This is a genomic window from Myroides sp. C6-3, from assembly GCF_050522425.1.
Taxonomy (GTDB): Bacteria; Bacteroidota; Bacteroidia; order Flavobacteriales; family Flavobacteriaceae; genus Flavobacterium.
The window spans coordinates 79,679-97,063 of record NZ_JBMVQP010000011.1 but is presented as its reverse complement, the minus strand read 5'-3'; the positions used below and the strand labels follow the sequence as shown (position 1 = coordinate 97,063).

Annotated in this window: 18 protein-coding genes; 6 read left to right on the top strand and 12 right to left on the bottom strand. The window is 37.0% G+C overall.

What is annotated here, in order from left to right:
* Positions 1 to 293: 293 nt before the first annotated feature.
* Positions 294 to 3,119 (bottom strand): FAD-binding and (Fe-S)-binding domain-containing protein, encoded by a 2,826-nt coding sequence (locus ACPDG9_RS06760; protein ID WP_430527000.1) that lies wholly within the window; start codon positions 3,117 to 3,119, stop codon positions 294 to 296.
* Positions 3,120 to 3,354: 235 nt separating this feature from the next.
* Entirely contained in the window at positions 3,355 to 5,040 is a 1,686-nt protein-coding gene (locus ACPDG9_RS06755) for an acyl-CoA synthetase (protein ID WP_430526999.1), read from the bottom strand.
* 467 nt (positions 5,041 to 5,507) lie between these two features.
* On the opposite strand from ACPDG9_RS06755, the gene lpxD reads away from it, so the two are divergent.
* Positions 5,508 to 6,512, top strand: a complete 1,005-nt coding sequence (gene lpxD, locus ACPDG9_RS06750; RefSeq protein WP_430526998.1) for a UDP-3-O-(3-hydroxymyristoyl)glucosamine N-acyltransferase — start codon at positions 5,508 to 5,510, stop codon at positions 6,510 to 6,512.
* Between the two features lie 47 nt (positions 6,513 to 6,559).
* On the opposite strand, the gene ACPDG9_RS06745 is transcribed toward lpxD, so the two are convergent.
* From ACPDG9_RS06745 to ACPDG9_RS06730, 4 genes are all read right to left on the bottom strand, one after another.
* Positions 6,560 to 7,420, bottom strand: a complete 861-nt coding sequence (locus ACPDG9_RS06745) for a DUF6048 family protein (protein WP_430526997.1) — start codon at positions 7,418 to 7,420, stop codon at positions 6,560 to 6,562.
* Complete coding sequence (locus ACPDG9_RS06740; protein WP_430526996.1) at positions 7,386 to 7,922, bottom strand: DUF6452 family protein; 537 nt, start codon at positions 7,920 to 7,922, stop codon at positions 7,386 to 7,388. Before ACPDG9_RS06740 ends, ACPDG9_RS06745 begins: the two co-directional genes overlap by 35 nt.
* A 141-nt stretch (positions 7,923 to 8,063) precedes the next feature.
* Positions 8,064 to 8,795 carry a ZIP family metal transporter gene (locus ACPDG9_RS06735; RefSeq protein ID WP_430526995.1) on the bottom strand — a complete coding sequence of 244 codons (732 nt, stop codon included), beginning with the start codon at positions 8,793 to 8,795 and terminating at the stop codon, positions 8,064 to 8,066.
* A 4-nt stretch (positions 8,796 to 8,799) separates the two neighbouring features.
* The gene (locus ACPDG9_RS06730; protein ID WP_430526994.1) at positions 8,800 to 9,531 is read right to left on the bottom strand and encodes a class I SAM-dependent DNA methyltransferase; all 732 of its coding nucleotides are present in this window, start codon (positions 9,529 to 9,531) and stop codon (positions 8,800 to 8,802) included.
* A gap of 95 nt (positions 9,532 to 9,626) precedes the next feature.
* Here ACPDG9_RS06730 and ACPDG9_RS06725 point away from each other — a divergent pair, with 95 nt between their 5' ends.
* The 4 genes from ACPDG9_RS06725 (at position 9,627) to ACPDG9_RS06710 (ending at position 12,302) form a co-directional block, all read left to right on the top strand.
* Positions 9,627 to 10,787 (top strand): THUMP domain-containing class I SAM-dependent RNA methyltransferase, encoded by a 1,161-nt coding sequence (locus ACPDG9_RS06725; protein ID WP_430526993.1) that lies wholly within the window; start codon positions 9,627 to 9,629, stop codon positions 10,785 to 10,787.
* A gap of 6 nt (positions 10,788 to 10,793) precedes the next feature.
* On the top strand, positions 10,794 to 11,027 hold the full coding sequence (locus ACPDG9_RS06720; protein WP_430526992.1) for a hypothetical protein: 234 nt from the start codon (positions 10,794 to 10,796) through the stop codon (positions 11,025 to 11,027).
* A gap of 279 nt (positions 11,028 to 11,306) precedes the next feature.
* A complete protein-coding gene (locus ACPDG9_RS06715) occupies positions 11,307 to 11,729 on the top strand; it encodes an N-acetyltransferase (protein WP_430526991.1) in 423 nt (140 codons plus the stop codon).
* A gap of 3 nt (positions 11,730 to 11,732) precedes the next feature.
* Positions 11,733 to 12,302 carry a Crp/Fnr family transcriptional regulator gene (locus tag ACPDG9_RS06710; RefSeq protein ID WP_430526990.1) on the top strand — a complete coding sequence of 190 codons (570 nt, stop codon included), beginning with the start codon at positions 11,733 to 11,735 and terminating at the stop codon, positions 12,300 to 12,302.
* 25 nt (positions 12,303 to 12,327) lie between these two features.
* On the opposite strand, the gene ACPDG9_RS06705 is transcribed toward ACPDG9_RS06710, so the two are convergent.
* Positions 12,328 to 13,029 (bottom strand): SIR2 family NAD-dependent protein deacylase, encoded by a 702-nt coding sequence (locus ACPDG9_RS06705; protein ID WP_430526989.1) that lies wholly within the window; start codon positions 13,027 to 13,029, stop codon positions 12,328 to 12,330.
* Positions 13,030 to 13,071: 42 nt separating this feature from the next.
* On the opposite strand from ACPDG9_RS06705, the gene ACPDG9_RS06700 reads away from it, so the two are divergent.
* Positions 13,072 to 13,746, top strand: coding sequence for a TrmH family RNA methyltransferase (locus ACPDG9_RS06700; protein WP_430526988.1), 675 nt, complete (start codon positions 13,072 to 13,074; stop codon positions 13,744 to 13,746).
* 110 nt (positions 13,747 to 13,856) lie between these two features.
* Here the strand turns inward: ACPDG9_RS06700 and ACPDG9_RS06695 are convergent, their stop codons facing one another.
* From ACPDG9_RS06695 to ACPDG9_RS06675, 5 genes are all read right to left on the bottom strand, one after another.
* Positions 13,857 to 14,645 (bottom strand): TerC family protein, encoded by a 789-nt coding sequence (locus ACPDG9_RS06695; protein ID WP_430526987.1) that lies wholly within the window; start codon positions 14,643 to 14,645, stop codon positions 13,857 to 13,859.
* 12 nt (positions 14,646 to 14,657) lie between these two features.
* Positions 14,658 to 15,041 carry a DNA topoisomerase IV gene (locus tag ACPDG9_RS06690; protein ID WP_430526986.1) on the bottom strand — a complete coding sequence of 128 codons (384 nt, stop codon included), beginning with the start codon at positions 15,039 to 15,041 and terminating at the stop codon, positions 14,658 to 14,660.
* Positions 15,042 to 15,048: 7 nt separating this feature from the next.
* Entirely contained in the window at positions 15,049 to 15,279 is a 231-nt protein-coding gene (locus ACPDG9_RS06685) for a DUF6095 family protein (RefSeq protein WP_430526985.1), read from the bottom strand.
* A 5-nt stretch (positions 15,280 to 15,284) separates the two neighbouring features.
* Positions 15,285 to 16,097, bottom strand: coding sequence for an N-acetylmuramic acid 6-phosphate etherase (gene murQ, locus ACPDG9_RS06680; RefSeq protein WP_430526984.1), 813 nt, complete (start codon positions 16,095 to 16,097; stop codon positions 15,285 to 15,287).
* A gap of 293 nt (positions 16,098 to 16,390) precedes the next feature.
* A complete protein-coding gene (locus tag ACPDG9_RS06675) occupies positions 16,391 to 17,380 on the bottom strand; it encodes a hypothetical protein (RefSeq protein WP_430526983.1) in 990 nt (329 codons plus the stop codon).
* Positions 17,381 to 17,385: the final 5 nt, after the last annotated feature.

Here is a 17,385-nt window from a genome sequence, read left to right as displayed (position 1 = left end):
TCAGGTTAACAGTTAACGGTTAACAGAAAAATACTCAGATATAAGAAAAACCAATCCTTTTGTAGATTGGTTTTTTTTTTAGTTCATTGCTTCACTAGCTCATTGTCTCACCAACTCACCCTTTCAACAACCTACATCAGGTTAACAGTTAACGGTTAACAGAAAAATACTCAGATATAAGAAAAACCAATCCTTTTGTAGATTGGTTTTTTTACGTTCATTGCTTCACTAGCTCATTGTCTCACCAACTCAACAACTAGCAAATAAACAACCAACTTCAAATCAGTTATTTATCACCTTGTCACTTCTTCAATCAGGTAGAAAATAGACTTAAACGGATGCTCGCTATGTGCAGTTAAGCCAATTTCACAGGTTCGACTTGTAGAAAAACCTTCCGTACAAGTAGGGGGAATTTGTTGTTTGAGGTTTTGCGTTCCATGTTGATTGAGTTCAGGGAATGTAAAACCGCGATCTCCAGCAAATCCACAGCAATTGCTATCGAGAATAGTTACATGCTTAGCACATTGGTTGGCTACTTGGAGTAATTTTTCTTCCAAACCTAGTTTCTTCACAGAACAAACAGGAAAAATAGTTACTTCTTCTCGAGGATGGGTAACGGTTAATTGTGGAAGGGCTATATCCAAGATAAAGTCAATAGGGTCATAGCATGTAAAAGCCTGGTCGTCATGGTGTTTGTGAAAGGTATAAAAACAAGGACTCATATCAAATAAAACGGGGTATTCACCCTGCTCTGAAGCAATTAACAATGCGGTTTCAAGGGCAGTAGATTTTTGTGTTCCTTCTTCTTCAAAGCCTTTACTGCTAAAAGGCATGCCACAGCATAAGTTGTCGACTCCCTTAGGGTAGATTACTTCATAACCTGCACGCTCAAGTAGTACAACAATTAAATCTTTTAAGTCTAGTTCCCCTTTGCTGTAATCTTTCGATTTTCCCATGGTTCGATTGATACAGGAAGGAAAGTAAACCACTTTTTGCTTTGCCGTTACTGGAGTAGTAACAGGGGAAATGTTTTTTTTCGTTCCTGTAGGCATTCCCGTATTCCATTGAGGAAGGCGGTTATGGCTTATTTTTCGCATTTTAGTAGTCAATCGCAACATGGCGCGATCACCGAGTATATGTTGAAAAAAACGCACAAATTTGAGGCTGTATCGACCGATTTGGGTTAGCCGGTCTAAATGTTCGACAAAGTAGATCGCGTCTTGGTGATTTTTAGGGGTTAATTGATCCCTTCTTACTGTTTTTACATAGGTTCCTGTATCTATTTTAACAGGACAAGCCAGTGCACACAGGCCATCTGTAGCGCAAGTATCATCTACAAAATACGGTGCTTCTTTTTTCAGTAGAGCTAAAAGAGTGGGGTTGTCGTTGGTTTGTTCTAAACGAGCGATCTCTCGACCAATAACGATACGCTGACGAGGAGATAAGGTGAGTCCCTCTGAAACACAATGTGATTCACAAAAACCACATTCAATGCACGTATCGATAACAGGATGCGTCGCAGGTGTTGCTTTAAGATTTTCTAAGTGTATTTTAGGGTTTGTGTTGATCATCACTCCTGGGTTGATGACCTCATTTGGATCAAAGACCTGTTTGATGCGCAACATAAGCGCATAGGCTTGTTCTCCCCATTCTTTTTCAACAAAGGGAGCCATATTCCTACCCGTTCCGTGTTCCGCTTTTAGGGATCCATCAAATTGATGAACAACCAAGTTTACGAGCTCATCCATGAGATTTGCATAGCGTTGAATAGACGTTGCTGTGCTAAAATCTTGCGAAAAGACGAGGTGTAAATTTCCTTCTAAAGCATGTCCAAATAATACAGCATCATCATAGTGATATTTGGCAAATAGCTGTTGTAACGCCAAACTAGCTTCTGCTAATCGATCTAAAGGAAAAGCAACATCTTCAATAATACACGTAGTACCTGTTTCTCTTAAAGCTCCAGTTGTAGGTAATAAACCATTGCGTGCTTTCCAATTGAAAGCATACTCCTTTGGATCAGAGGTAAAAACAAAATCGCCCAGCGTTGGAATAGGTTTAACGGCTTGTTGTACCTCGCGTTGTTTGGTTTCCAATTCTTCTTGCGTACTAGCTTGTACTTCAACAAGTAACAAGCAAGCAGATGCAGGGAGTGTTTTAAAGTAAGAAGGAGCTTGAGGCTCATTTTCGATGGATCGAATACTATTTCGATCTAATAATTCAACCGCTGCAACAGGGCTGTTTTTCAAATAGGGTACTGCTTGACAAGCGGTAGCAATAGAATCAAAAACCAGTAACGTACACGCCTTTTTTTTGTGGTTAATTACGGTGTTATACGTGATCGTTGAAATAAAAGCTAGTGTACCTTCAGACCCAATCATGAGGTGCTTGAGGATCTCAATAGGATCGTGAAAGTCTATAAAAGCATTTAAGCTATACCCTGTGGTATTTTTGATCTTGTATTTGCGTTTAATTCGCTCGTATAGTGTTGAGTTATTTTGTATTTCATCGTGAATCGCTTGTATTTCAGTAATAATTTCTGGATGCTTGGTTTTAAACTGTTGTCGACTTACCGCATCTGCAGTATCTAGTACCGTTCCGTCGTAAAAAACGAGGCGAATATCCGCTACAGTATTGTATGAGTTTTGTGCCGTACCACAACACATTCCACTGGCATTGTTCGCTGCAATTCCGCCAATCATAGCTGCGTTAATGGAACCGGGATCCGGGCCAATTTTACGCCCATAAGGCGCCAAGAGTATATTCGCACGTCCACCAATTATTCCCGGTTGAAACGTAGCTTGTAAGCCGTTGTTTACAATCGTGTAATTCTTCCAATGATGGGTGGCTACTAATAAAATAGAATCGGTAATAGCTTGTCCTGATAAGCTCGTCCCTGCTGCGCGATACGTGATTGGAAGTTTGTTTTGATGTGCTAGTCTAATGGTTTGAATTGCCTCTTCTTCATTGTGTACTTCTACAACTACTTGCGGATTGAGACGGTAAAAACTCGCATCTGTTCCGTAAGCAATCGTTTGGATAGGATTAGTGATGATCTGCTGATTAGGAAGATGTTGACCTAACTCCTGAACAAAAGAAGCATAACGTTCTACTAGCATAACAGTGTTTTTTTGGTTTTATAGCAGAAAGTTACGATAAATAAGGGAAAGAGGAAATCGAAACGTGGTGAAGATTCATCGAATACCAAAATAAATATAAACCTAATGAGATAAAGAGGGGAAATCGGAGAGGGGAAATCGGAGCGAAGCGTAGATTCATCGAATACCAAAATAAATATAAACCTAATGAGATAAAGAGGAGAGAGGAAATCTCCTCTCTTCTTCCTTCTTTCCATCAATAACTAAACTCCATGGGAACATCTATTTTTTTAGCCATGCGTTCAGCTTGTAGTGCGCGGAGTTCCACGCGTTTTATTTTACCGCTAATCGTTTTGGGTAATTCCGTTACAAATTCGATTTTACGGGGCATTTTATAAGGAGCGAGGTGTTCACGGGAGAATTGAAATAATTCCTCAGCAAGTGCAGCATTTCCTTGTTGGATATCTTTGAGGATAATGAAAGCTTTAACTTCAAAGCCCTTGATGTTATGTGGGCTTGCGACTACAGCTGATTCAATAACCATGGGATGCTCAAGTAATACACTTTCCACTTCAAAGGGACCAATGCGGTAGTCAGATGCTTTAATCACATCGTCATCGCGACCAATAAACCAAATATATCCTTCTTCATCTTTGTAAGCTTTGTCTCCTGTAAAGTAGACTCCATTTTTGAATACTTGTCGTTGTCGTTCTTTGTCAAACATATACTCTTTGAATATACCATTGATTTTGCCTGTGTCTGTTCTAACGCAAATATTACCTTCTTCATTGTGGGGTAGCTCACGACCTTCTTCATCGGCGATTACAATATCGTAGAGAAAGGTTGGTTTTCCCATAGAACCGTATTTTAATTTTGCATGAGGATAGTTGGCTACCATACAGGTACTTTCTGTTTGACCAAAACCGTCTCGAATATATAGACCTGTAGCTTCATACCATTCTTCAATAATTTCAGGATTAAGAGGTTCACCTGCTGCTACACATTGTCGCAGACTAAATTGATAGGAAGCTAAATCTTCTTGAATAAAAAAGCGCAATACAGTAGGAGGTGCACAAAGCGTTGTGATTTTGTGTTTTTCCATTAAGGATAGGGTTGTCTTTGCCTGGAAGCGCGCTTTGGTGTGATAAGCAAAAATAGTAGCCCCAACGCTCCACGGTGCAAATAAGCTACTCCAAGCAAATTTGGCCCATCCAGGTTGAGAAATATTGTAGTGAATATCGTCTTTTTTCAAGCCAATCCAAGCTGCAGTTGTCAAGTTTCCAATAGGATAACTTAGTTGGGTGTGACAAACAATTTTAGGCATTCCCGTAGTGCCTGAGGTAAAAAAGAGAAAGAGATTGTCGTCGGGTTGAGTGTCAGCTCCTTCGGCTTCTGTAGCTTGTTCATCTAACACAGTTAGAGGATACCATCCTTCGCGTTCTCCATCGATGATTATTTTGATAGGAATACTCATATTAGCCGCCTTTTCTGCTGCATCAATTTTTTCAACGTTGTCTGAATCAGCAAGGATTACTTTAGGACCAATTTTTTCAAAGCGGTATTTTAAGTCATTAACACCTAAAATACTCGCTGCGGGAGATAGGCGATATCCTCCTTTAATTGTTGCTAAATGCGTAACCCAATTGATGCGCTGTAACATCATTTGAGTTAAAATAACATCTTGTTGTTGTATTCCCTTTTGGCGTAAAAAATTCAAAAGTTGATTGTAACGGTTGTATAAAGTTTTGAATGTATAGTGTTCCGTTTTTTTCCCATCAGTCCAGAGTAAGGCTGTTTTATCGGGAGTTTCCTTGACGTGTATCCCTTCAAATATTTCAGTTACCCAATTAAAGCGTGTGGGCTTTTCTACTTTTAATTCGCGTAAGGCACTAAAGTTTTCTTCAGCAATTAAGCTTCCAATAGTTTTAAACAGAGTTTTCATGTAATTTATGGTTTTTTGTGGTAGTATAAGATACACAAAAGGTTTTAGAGTACACAACAAAAAAGACGGATCAAACGCATTTTACTAGCGATTATGTCATTTTATACCCCTTTTAGGAAAAAAGTAAAGCTGATTTTAACCTTGTTTTTGTTGATTTATCAATTAAAAGGAGTTGGTTTGAAGGAAAAGTACCCACAAAATAGATATTTAATTCCTTGTTTTTCTGTTTTGGCTTTTTAGTGATAAATCAATTAATAAATTGTTATTAATGGTTAAAATAGAGTATAATTTATAAGTTTTTGAAGTAAACACTAGGGTTAGTGTCAAAATAAAATTACTGTTTTTAACGATTTGCAGGTTAATTAATTGTTATTCTTTATTTTTTTGAAATAAAAAATGATATTGTTGTAATATAATCAGTTTTTATTCGTTTTCTTTGGTATAAACCAAGAAACCCAAATTTTAAAATGAAAACATACTCCTTAAACGAAATTAATGAAGTGCTAAACGGAATAATTATAGGCACAACAGTAAAGAAAATTCATGCAGCAGAACAATTAGAAAAGGCACAAGACGGTCAAATATCCTTTATTGGAAATAAGAAATATGAGCGTATGTGGGCAAATTCTAAAGCTAGTATTGCTATTGTTAACCAAGATATCTCAATTGTTCCTGGTGACGATCGCGCTTTCATTAAAGTTGATAATGTAGATATTGCAATGTCGCAGTTGCTTGCTTTTTTTGCACCTAAATTGCCTGTTGTTAAAGAGGGGATTCACGCTAAAGCTGTTATTGAAGAAACGGCTCAAGTAGGAGAAGGGGCTCAAATTGGAGCTGGATGTTATATAGGAGAACACGTTGTGCTTGGAAAGAATGTTGTTTTATATCCGAATGTAACTGTGATGGATCACAGTGTGATTGGAGATAACACAATCATTTGGTCTGGAGCTGTTGTTCGCGAACGCACTCAAATCGGGAATCACTGTATTATTCATCCCAATGCGGTACTTGGTGCTGATGGATTTGGGTTTTGTCCATCAGAAAAAGGGTTGGTAAAAATTCCTCAAATCGGTCATGTTGTTATTGGAAATCACGTTGAGATAGGTGCTAATTCATGTGTTGATCGCGGGAAGTTTAGTGCTACTATTATTGGCGATGGCTGTAAAATAGATAATTTAGTTCAAATCGGACACAATTCAGTTTTAGGGAAGTGTTGTATTATGGCTGGAAATAGCGGATTAGCAGGATCTGTAACTTTAGGAAACTTCGTTATTATTGGGGGAAGTGCTTCGATTAAAGATCACGTTACTTTAGGTGACGGTGTAGTAGTAGGGGCAGGATCAGGTGTGACGGGTGATGTAGAAGCAGGGAAAACAGTGTTGGGATATCCCGCATTAGAAGCTAAAACAACATTGAAGCAATGGGCTTTTCTAAAGCAATTGGTAAAAAATTACAATAGCAAAGGATCCTAATAAACTTTGCGCACACATAAAAAAAGCCTCCATTACTGAGGCTTTTTTTATTGTTCTATTGCTTTTTGTTTGTTTTCTTGAATCATCTTGAGTTCTTCTGACTCAATTTTGTTCCCTTCTAAGTCGTATTTTGCGTCACTTTCAGGAATCGTAAATGCTTTTTTATTCGATTTGTATAGGGGGATAAAATAGCTAACGGTGTAATTAAAACCTACGCCAATTGCTCCGCTGTATTTTCTATTATACCCTGGAATGTATAAATTTTCGAAATCGTTCGGTTGTTTTTGAGAGATCAAACCAGTCAATCGAAGACTGAATCCCATAAAAACATTATTGAAGACTCTAGTTTTTATACCTGCTACAAATTCGACCCAGTGGGCTGATAAACCACTGTATTTTTTATCTACAGGAATTGCTGGATTATCAAAGTAACCGGAAGTAGTATAAGGTTTGTACCAATCTAAATTTTGAGAAAAAGTAGCAAAGCCATAACGTCCACCTACGTAAATCATGTCTTCTCGGTCTAACCAGTTTTCATGTAGGTTGTAATCAACCCCGATGCGAAGATAGGTTCCGTCTGTAGTAAATCCGTAGGTACTCTCTGTTTTATTTAGTTTATCACGACCTAATTCAGCAACAGCAAACAGCTTTTTATTGAGCCTATAGTCGCCAACAACTTCAAAACCATTATAGGTCTTATCGTACATGGAACGTGTGATACGAAACAAATCTGCACCTAAACGCAAACCATATCGCTGTGGATATTTAGGTGGTGCTTGAACAGCCATATGGGTGTTCTTCTCTGTAGTATTAGTTAACTCCTTGCTTTTTTCTTGTGCAGTGATGACAACAGAAAACAACAGAATTAAACTACTAGTAAAATACTTTAAAATGAGCTTCCTTTTCATTTTCTTTGTCTGCTAAATTGTTATCGATCTCGTTTGTTTCTGTTATATAGAGCTTAATCCAATTGCCTTTTGTACTATTGGCTTTTCCGTTTAAAAGAGGAGAGCTACCATCTTGAAGAAGAGAAAAGGTCGAGACATAGCCACATGCTTTGTTTAAATAGTGTGTATTCACACGGTATTTTAAGGTAAGTGTGTCGCGTAAAATAATAGTTTCTTTGCCTTTGGTTTCTTTAATTTGCAAGATCCAATCGGTTTGTTGTTGATCCAAACGAAGGGGAAGCAACAAGGTGTTTCCCGAATTGCGTATCGTGTCTTGTATTCCTACAGCATATGCTTCTACCATCCCATTTTGAGGTACCTCTTGATCCTCATAATTAAAGAATTGGATTTTATAATTGGGAGTTGTCGGTTCGTCTTTACCGCAAATATCATCTTTTTCACAAGCAACAAAGGCAAGTGTAGCCAAGGCTAAAAAAGAGGTGATAAGCATTGTTTTTTTCATATAGAAATAAGTCTAACTAATAGTAACAGCATCAAAAATACTAAAAACAAACCAAACGGTTTATATTCTTATGAATGCTTTTGCAAATAAGTAGGAATAAAACGATTTCACCTAAAAAGGCAAAAGAAACCTTTTGGCTTTTTAGATGAAATAAGCTGCAATTACACCAAGTAATATAGCAATTAGTTTATTGATATTAAATTTGTGGTCTTCGTTACTCTCAAAAATAATAGTAGAAGAGATGTGGAACAATATTCCCACGACAACTGCTGATATTTCAGCATAGTACGCGTTTAATAGAGGAATATTACTCGACACTAGTGTTCCCAAAGGAGTCATAATAGAAAAGAGCATCATAAAGATGAATACCATTTTCTTATTCATGTGTGCATTTATGAAGAAAGCAGTCAGAATAATAGCAATAGGCAAATGGTGGATACCTATACCTAGAGCTAATTCACTGTGTTGACTAATGGGCATTCCTTCAAAAAAGGCGTGAATACACAAGCTGATAAACAATAACCAAGGAATGCGTTCTAGCTTTTCATGACTGTGTACGTGACCGTGTTCAGCTCCTTTAGAGAAATACTCTAATATAATTTGAAATACAATACCAGCCATAATGAAAAAACCAATGCGTCCCGCACCACTGTGATCGTGGCTATGGTCGTGTATATGTTCTCCCCCGGCTGTTACAAGATCGCCAACTGCAGCTTGATACACATCAGGTAGTAAGTGCGTTACTGTTAAAGTAAGCAAGAAAGAACCACTAAACGCCATCAAAAGCTTGAGGTGTTTTTTGTTTTTCGGTTGAATAAGTAGCGCAATTAAATATCCAATAATTACGGCTAGTAAAGGTACGATATACGCCATCGGCTTATTTAAAGATCATAATTAATCGATCAGATTCGTTCGGATAGAATTTTCTTAATTTGTAATCGCCAAATACATCAAGCAAATAAATGTCGTTTTCATTCATCATTGTTTCAAAATCTTCCAAGGTAAAGGCTTTTACTTTTTCTGTGTAAGCGTGATCTTCACCATCAGCATGAAAGCGAATAGCTTTGATAATGTAGCCATCTTCTATTTTGCGTTCGATATGAAACTCAATACCGTCCACTGTTTTTACTTCTGTTTCTACTAAATTAGCGCTTACTTTATTTACATTCATAAAGTCAATCACAGCTAGTCCGTAGTCAGTTAAGCTATTGTGCATAGCTTTTAACGCCTTGATGTTATCTTCTGGATGACTAAAATAACCAAAACTCGTGAATAAGTTAAAGATCGCATCGTATTTTTTTTTCAATGGTTCACGCATATCGTGTACCTCAAAGTGCAGTTTTTCATTTTCAAATGCCTTCGCTGCAGTAATACTATTTGCAGATAAATCTGCGCCTACAACATCATAGCCTAAGCTGTTGAGGTAAATGGCATGACGTCCTTTGCCACAAGCTAAATCTAGCACCTGAGAATCTTCTGCTAAATTCAAATAGTGCGTAAGGTTATCGATAAAAAGTTGTGCTTCATCATAATCTCTGTCCTTATATAAAATGTGATAATAAGGAGTATCAAACCACGATGCATACCAAGCTTTCTTCTGTTCAGACATAGTTTTAAATTAAATCTTTTATTAGCTTGCAAATTTACTTTATTTTTGCACATTTGGATAACGAATGCAATTATTCCTTATAGCAATATAAAAAAATGGAGAATTTTAAAATGGTTGCTAAGACTTTATTCGGTTTGGAAGAAGTTTTGGCAAAAGAACTACAGCTTTTAGGAGCAACGAAAGTGAAGGAAGGAACTCGTATGGTGAGTTTTGAAGGTGATAAAGGTTTTTTATATAAAGCTAACTTAGCTTTGCGTACAGCATTGAAAATCTTAGTTCCAATTAAGCAATTTGCCGTGTATAACGAAAGCAACCTGTATAAGGGAATACAAAGTATTGATTGGAGTAAATATTTAGGAGCACATCAATCTTTTGTTATTGATTCTACTGTTTTTTCAGATCAGTTTAACAATAGCTTATTCGTGTCGCTAAAAGCGAAAGATGCTATTGTCGATCAATTTAGAGATAAATTGGGCAAGCGTCCGAATATTGATAAAGATTTTCCAGATTTGCGTATCAACGTACATATTCAACGTGATATGTGTACTGTTTCCTTAGATTCATCAGGGGCCTCTTTACACCAACGAGGATACAAAACAGCAACGAATATCGCACCTATTAATGAAGTATTAGCATCGGGTATGCTCTTATTGTCAGGGTGGGATGGAAGAAGCCACTTTATGGACCCCATGTGTGGATCAGGTACACTCTTGATTGAAGCAGCCATGATCGCTTGTAATATACCCGCTAATATTAATAGAAAGGAGTTTGCTTTTGAACGTTGGAATGATTGGGATGCGGATTTGTTTGAAGTGATCCAAGGTTCCTTGCTAAAACGCGTTCGCGAGTTTCACTATACAATTCAAGGGTATGACAAAGCACCTTCTGCTGTTATGAAAGCGATGGACAACGTACGCAATGCCAACTTGGAAGAATATATTAAAGTAGAAAATCTCAATTTTTTCGATACCTCCAAAGATGTAGAAGGTCCTTTGCATATGGTGTTTAATCCCCCTTATGGCGAGCGTCTGGATATAGATTTAGAGCGATTCTACCGTGAAATAGGCGATACCCTAAAGCAAGGCTATCCCGGAACAGAAGCTTGGTTTATTACCGCAAATATTGATGCGTTAAAATACGTAGGTTTACGTCCTTCAAGAAAAATTAAGCTATTTAATGGTAAATTAGAGGCTCGCTTAGCTAAATATGAGCTATACGAAGGAAGTAAAAAAGGAAAATATAGGAATCAAAATTAAAAGACTATGAGTGCAGGAACTAAAACATTGCTGTTTCAATTTGTGAGCTTTGCTGTATTGTTTCTTTTAGTGCGAACAGGTTTGATGTATTTTACCGATTTATCGGGCATCTGGTTACCACTTGTCAGTGCTATTATTGCAACAGTTTTCGCGCCACAATTTAAGGTTTTTAAAACAGATGAAGGAGATAAAATCTGTGTGAAATGGATTTTTCTAAAAGGCGTAAAGGTCTTGAACTAATAAAAAAAGGAAGCAACTCGCTTCCTTTTTTTATTGGAGAGAGGAAATCGAAGCGCAGCGAAAATCGAAACGTAGTGAAGATTCATCGAACACCAAAACAAAATATCAACTAGGTGAGGTATATTCATCGAATACAAAAAACAATATAAACTAGGTGAGATATAGAGGAGAGAGGAGAGAAGTGAAGGGACACGAACAACCTGTTAAAACGCTTATTAACATAAGTAAAGCATTAGCTTGATCGCCTTGAGTACTTTTGTATCACTAAAAAGAGAAGAAATGATACGATTATTTAGGGCTGCAGACAGCAAAGAAGTAGTAGAGCTATGGTATGAAGCATCTGTTATTGCGCATGATTTTATTGAACCGAATTATTGGCAAGAAAAAAAGGAAGACATGGCACAAATTTACATTCCCAATAGCGAAACTTATGTATATGAAAAAGAAAAACATATACTTGGTTTTGTATCTTTGATAGGAAATTATATCGCAGCCATATTTGTCGCTCCTGAACAACAAGGAAAAGGAATCGGAAAAGAGTTAATGCAGTTTGTTAAACAAAGAAAATCAACGTTGGAGTTGGGGGTTTACGCTAAGAATACTAATTCGATTGCCTTTTACAAAAAACAGGGATTTGTTGTAGTGGAAGAGAAACTAGAGGAAGCAACAGGTGAACGAGAAGTTGTGATGGAATATAAATAAGAGATGTTAACTTTTAATAGAGCTGATTTACCACTGGAAGAAGTATTAAGTGAAAGAAGTGTTGCTTTAATTGAGCAAACCCTTAAGCTTATTGTATTGCCTAAAGGATATAGACTATTAGAAGACAAGGAGGGAGTTAAGTATGCGTATCTTATAAAAAAGGGGATTGTTCGTGTTTTTGTAACAACAGAAGACAAAGAGATTACTTTTGAATTTGCTCGAGAAAAAGATATTTTGAGTGCTTCGTTCGGGTATTTTTACCAATCAATCAGTGATGAAAGTTTTGAGTTGTTAGAAGACACAATCCTGTATCAAATCGATTTAGTGGCAATGAAGAAACTCTTTCAAGAATCCCTGGAGATATGCAATTGGGCAAGACAAATTACAGAACTTAACGCCATACAAACGCAAAGACAGCTCATTGATGTTTTGGTATTAACCCCAGAAGATCGGTATCTTCATTTAATGGAACACGATAAAGCATTGTTTCAACGTGTTCCATTGAAGCAAATCGCCTCTTTTATTGGTATATCGCCAATTTCACTGAGTAGGATTAGAGCAAGAATAAAATAAAAAAAGCGGTATCATACCGCTTTTTTTATATCATCTGACTTAATTCGATCAACTGCTCTTGAATTTGTGCCATTCCTACAGAGGCTTTCTCTGCAATGACTTCTATTTTTCGGTGAAAGTGTTTCGTAGAGGCTGGGTGTAGATCAATATAGTAAACCAAAGCCTCAGGCTTTGCAAAATCTAATAAAGATGCGGCGGGATATACTTGTAAGGATGTACCGATGATCAGCACAATATCCGCTGCTTCTACATAGGGAATGGCGCGTTCTAGTTCTGGAACCATCTCGCCAAACCAAACAATGTGAGGGCGTAAACTATGCCCTTGTTCATTGCGATCTAAATCCGTTAAATCCGTTGTCCAAGTATATACAAGTTGTTCATTTACTTCACTGCGTACTTTTAATAATTCACCATGTAGGTGAATGACATCTTTACTTCCAGCACGCTCGTGTAGATCATCTACATTTTGTGTGATGACGGTCGTTTTAAAATGTTGTTGCAACTCGGCAATCGCCAAATGCGCTGCATTGGGTTTACAAGTCAACAATTGACGTCGTCTATCGTTGTAAAACTTTAAAACTACTGCTTTGTTTTTTGCCCAACCAACGGGTGAAGCTACCTCCATAATGTCGTGCCCTTCCCATAGACCGTCAGCATCTCGAAAGGTTTTTATTCCACTCTCTGCACTCATTCCTGCTCCTGAAAGTACAACCAAACGTTTTTCCATAATATTGTTACCTTTGCTTTTTTGAATAAAACGAAAGATATAATGAATATTTCAAACAAGCTATTTCAAGACAAAGAATACTTAGCTTATTTAGAAACTTTTTTAACTGAAAATCGAGTAGAGCGATTTAAAGAAGTTTTAGCAAATCGAACAGATCACATTACGGTTGTGGCAGAAGATGTCTATCAATTACATAATACGAGTGCTGTTATGCGTAGTTGTGAGGTTTTTGGTGTACAAAGCTTGCATGTAATTGAACAAAAGTTTGGCAAGCGAATTGATAAGCAAATTGCTCTTGGAGCAGAAAAATGGGTAGATATTCACCGCTATAACTCCATACAAGGAAGTATTGACGCAATTAAGGCGAAAGGGTATAAAATAGTTGCAACAACACCTCATGGAACAGCCCAAAGTTTGGATAAGTTTGACTTATCTGAGCCAGTAGCTATTTTTTTTGGTACTGAAAAATCGGGACTCTCTCCTGAAATTATTGAACAAGCAGACGATTTTATCACTATTCCCATGGTAGGGTTCACAGAGAGCTTAAATATATCTGTTTCGGCTGCCATTATTATTCAAAGCCTAACAACGCGATTAAGGGAATCTACAGTCCCATGGCAATTGACAGAAGAAGAATTATTGGCTAAGCGAATTGATTGGGCAAGAAAATCAATCAAAGATATTGACTTTGTCACGGAGCGCTTTTTAAATAGGTAATGGTTTACAGTTTACAGTTTGAATCGAAAAAACGTATACACAAAAAGGGTTCAGTTTTTTTAAACTGAACCCTTTTTGTGTATAGTTCCTCTCAACGACTCACCATTTCTCTATTTTGCTCTTTTTCGAATTCGCATATTGATAAACTCAACAACGAGTGAAAAAGCGATTGCGAAGTAGAGATAGCCTTTAGGTACAGCCCCAACATCTTGCCCAGCTAATTTAGCGTCAGATAAGTGCATACTCTCGGTAGTAAGCATAAAGCCGATTAAAATTAAGAAGGATAAGGCTAAGATTTGAATGGAAGGATTATTGTTGACGAATGTTCCAACAGGTACAGCAAAAATCATCATTACGGCAACAGAAACGATTACTGCTGCGACCATGATATACAGAGCTCCTGCTATTCCATTGGTCATACCTACGGCTGTTAGAATACTGTCAACAGAGAAAATCAAATCAATTAACAGAATTTGAACAAGGATATTTCCAAAAGATTTCGCTGCAATTTGTTTGGCATTGGGTGTAGCACTAACGTCTTCTGCAACTTGTACATGAGCGACTTTTTCATGTATTTCTTTGGTGGATTTGTAGATCAAAAAGATCCCCCCCGCCAATAAAATTAGTGCTTGACCATTGAAATTCGCACTAAACCAACCCCAATCTACAGAAAAGAGTGTGGCTTTCATTTTGATCAACCACGTGATAGCAAATAGTAAGCCTATTCGCATGAACATGGCTAAAAATAGACCAATTCGAGTGGCTTTTTTTCTTTTTTCTTCCGGGAGCTTGCCCGTTACAATTGAAATAAAAATGACGTTGTCAATTCCCAAAACAATTTCTAAGAAAGTTAGGGTAATAAACGCAACAATAGCGTCAGCAGTTAAAAAAACTTCCATATAGAGATAGGATTATAGTTCTCCAATTTTTTTTAGGTTTCCGCGCTCTTTTCGTGCGTCACCAACCAATCCGTATTCAAAAACACAATTATCACCGTCTGTAGTGATAATTTTAATACCCACTGCTTTTTTCTCTGCCATGTTTTTTGGATTCTTTTTTTGCAGAACAAATTCGCAATCATTGATCCAGCGGATGCTTGAAGTGTCTATTTTACCTTCAAATTCCTCTATTTCATACTCAGCTGTGCGAGTAAAAGTAGATCTTTTTTCAACACCGTCGATTTCCGTGACAAATTCAAATTTCCCTGTGCGAAAGTTAGTGCAATTGCGTTCTTGCTGATAGCAAGAGGCAAATAAAGCAAAACAGGGCAAAAGATAGCATAGTTTAGTTTTCATAGAATGATTATTTCCCAAATAATGATTTCATAATTGTATTAATACCCTTATAGAGTAAAAACATGGATGACAAACAAATGATACATCCTAATCCAAAGACAGGAATAAAAAACGGATTATTTTGGTTTTTTAACGAGCTGTGGATGACAATTGGACCAAGAAACAATAAAGGTAGTGTAATAGCAAGATATTTAACTCCTTTTTGTAATACTTTTCGATTTGTACCTTGAGGTTCCATAATGTTTATAATTTATAGTGATCAAGTGCCGAACGGACACTTTTATATTGATTTAATAGCTGTGTAGCTTCCTCTTCACTGAGTTGTAGTTCTTGTTGTAACATAGCAATACCGCGTTGAATCAGTTTTGCATTGGTCATTTTCATGTCCACCATGCGATTGCCTTTTACTCGTCCCAATTGAATCATAGTGGTTGTAGAGATCATATTGAGTACTAGTTTCTGTGCTGTACCAGCTTTCATGCGAGAACTTCCTGTGATGAATTCAGGGCCAACAACAACTTCAATGGGAAACTGTGCAATTTGACTCAAAGGACTATTAGGGTTACACGTAATACAAGCCGTTGGAATGTCATGTGCTTGACAAGCTTCTAATGCGTGTATTACATAAGGTGTTGTTCCCGAAGCAGCAATACCAACAACGAAATCATTGGTGTTAATTTGATGGGCTTGTAGGTCTAGCCATCCTTGATTGCTATTGTCTTCAGCATTTTCAACCGCATGGCGAATAGCGTGATCACCACCAGCAATTAATCCAATAACTAAATCAGGGGAAACGCCATAAGTAGGAGGACATTCTGAAGCGTCCAAAACACCTAATCGACCCGAGGTACCAGCACCAATATAAAACAAACGCCCTCCTTTTTTGAGTTGTGTAACAATAGCTTGAACAACAACTTCAATTTGGGGAATTGCTTTTTCAACTGCTAACGGAACACGCTGGTCTTCTTTGTTTATATTGGTCAATAGTTCTTGAACAGACTTATCTTCCAAGTGATCATAAGCAGAGGGTTGTTCCGTAATCTTAATAAAATCCACTTCAATTGCTTTAAGGTTGATACAAAAATACTCAAAAATAGTTTAGGTTTAATGGAGAAAATGCAGATTTAAGTTGAGGTATTTCATCCAGTTAAGGTATTGTGTTTTACTTTTTTAAAGGGGAGCTACATCTTTCTCTAGCGCTATTAAACGTACAAAAGACGCCAGTAAAAAACACTTTTACTGGCGTCTAGGTAATTTATTAAAAATTAAAGACAAATTATTTTAAAATTCAATTTCAATGGGGACTCTATTGCGGTCTTAACTAGTCGGTTGCCGTTCGAATACAGGAATTAATTCTTGTAAACTAATTCTTCTTCAAAATCAAATCCACTTCTTGTTGTTGTTTCAGTCTCTACAATAGAAGAGAATTGACCATTGATAATGGAAAACGAACCAATCAGTACATGTCGACTAGGTGTGTTTCCACTTCCTTCATCATTATCATTGAATTTGCCCATCATATGTTCAGATAAGCGAATACTAGAACCATTGTACATTACATTTACAATGTATTTACTACCCGCTCTTGGTGATTGACATTTGCTGTATAAGTCAACATAAATAGAGTAAACACCATCTGTTTTTAAATCATTGAAATAGATGTTCTCATTCTTAATCTCATCAATACTACAACCTGGATTAGAGTCGATATCTAATTCTGCAATTCTAATACCTTCTGTATCTAGTAGCGTTTTATTTCCATAGTATATGCGTTGACCTTCTTGGTTTACTAAATGTAAATCTACGTCATCTTCTAAATCCCATGAAAGTGAAATTTGCAATTCACCTGTACCTGCAGCTACCAATTGTAAGTCTACATATTGCGTTTCAGTCATGGTTCCATCCATTAGTCTTCCTGCAATTGCAAGTTCAAAATTTTCTAGACTTAATTTCTGTGATAAATCAACAATCACTTCATACGTGAACTCGTTTGTTCGTGTTAAAGTTTCATTTTGTAATTTAAAATCGTAAAACCCATCATGTCCTTTTAAGGCAACTAAAATGGCGTCTAACTGATCTGCACTTGTAATAGTCATAATGGTTTTTCCTCCATTGATAACATATTTATTGATGCGAATGTGCTTTACAGAATTTTTGTCACCTACAGGAATTTCCCCTTCTTTAAAAGTCGCTCCATCAATAGTAAAGAACTCATCTTCTAGTGTGTTAGGGATTTCTTTTTCTACATTAGTAGGGTTGCTGTTATCGTCATTACTACAAGAAGTAGTACCTAAAAGGAAAAAAACAGCTAGGGTAAATAATAAAACTTTCTTTTTCATAGCCT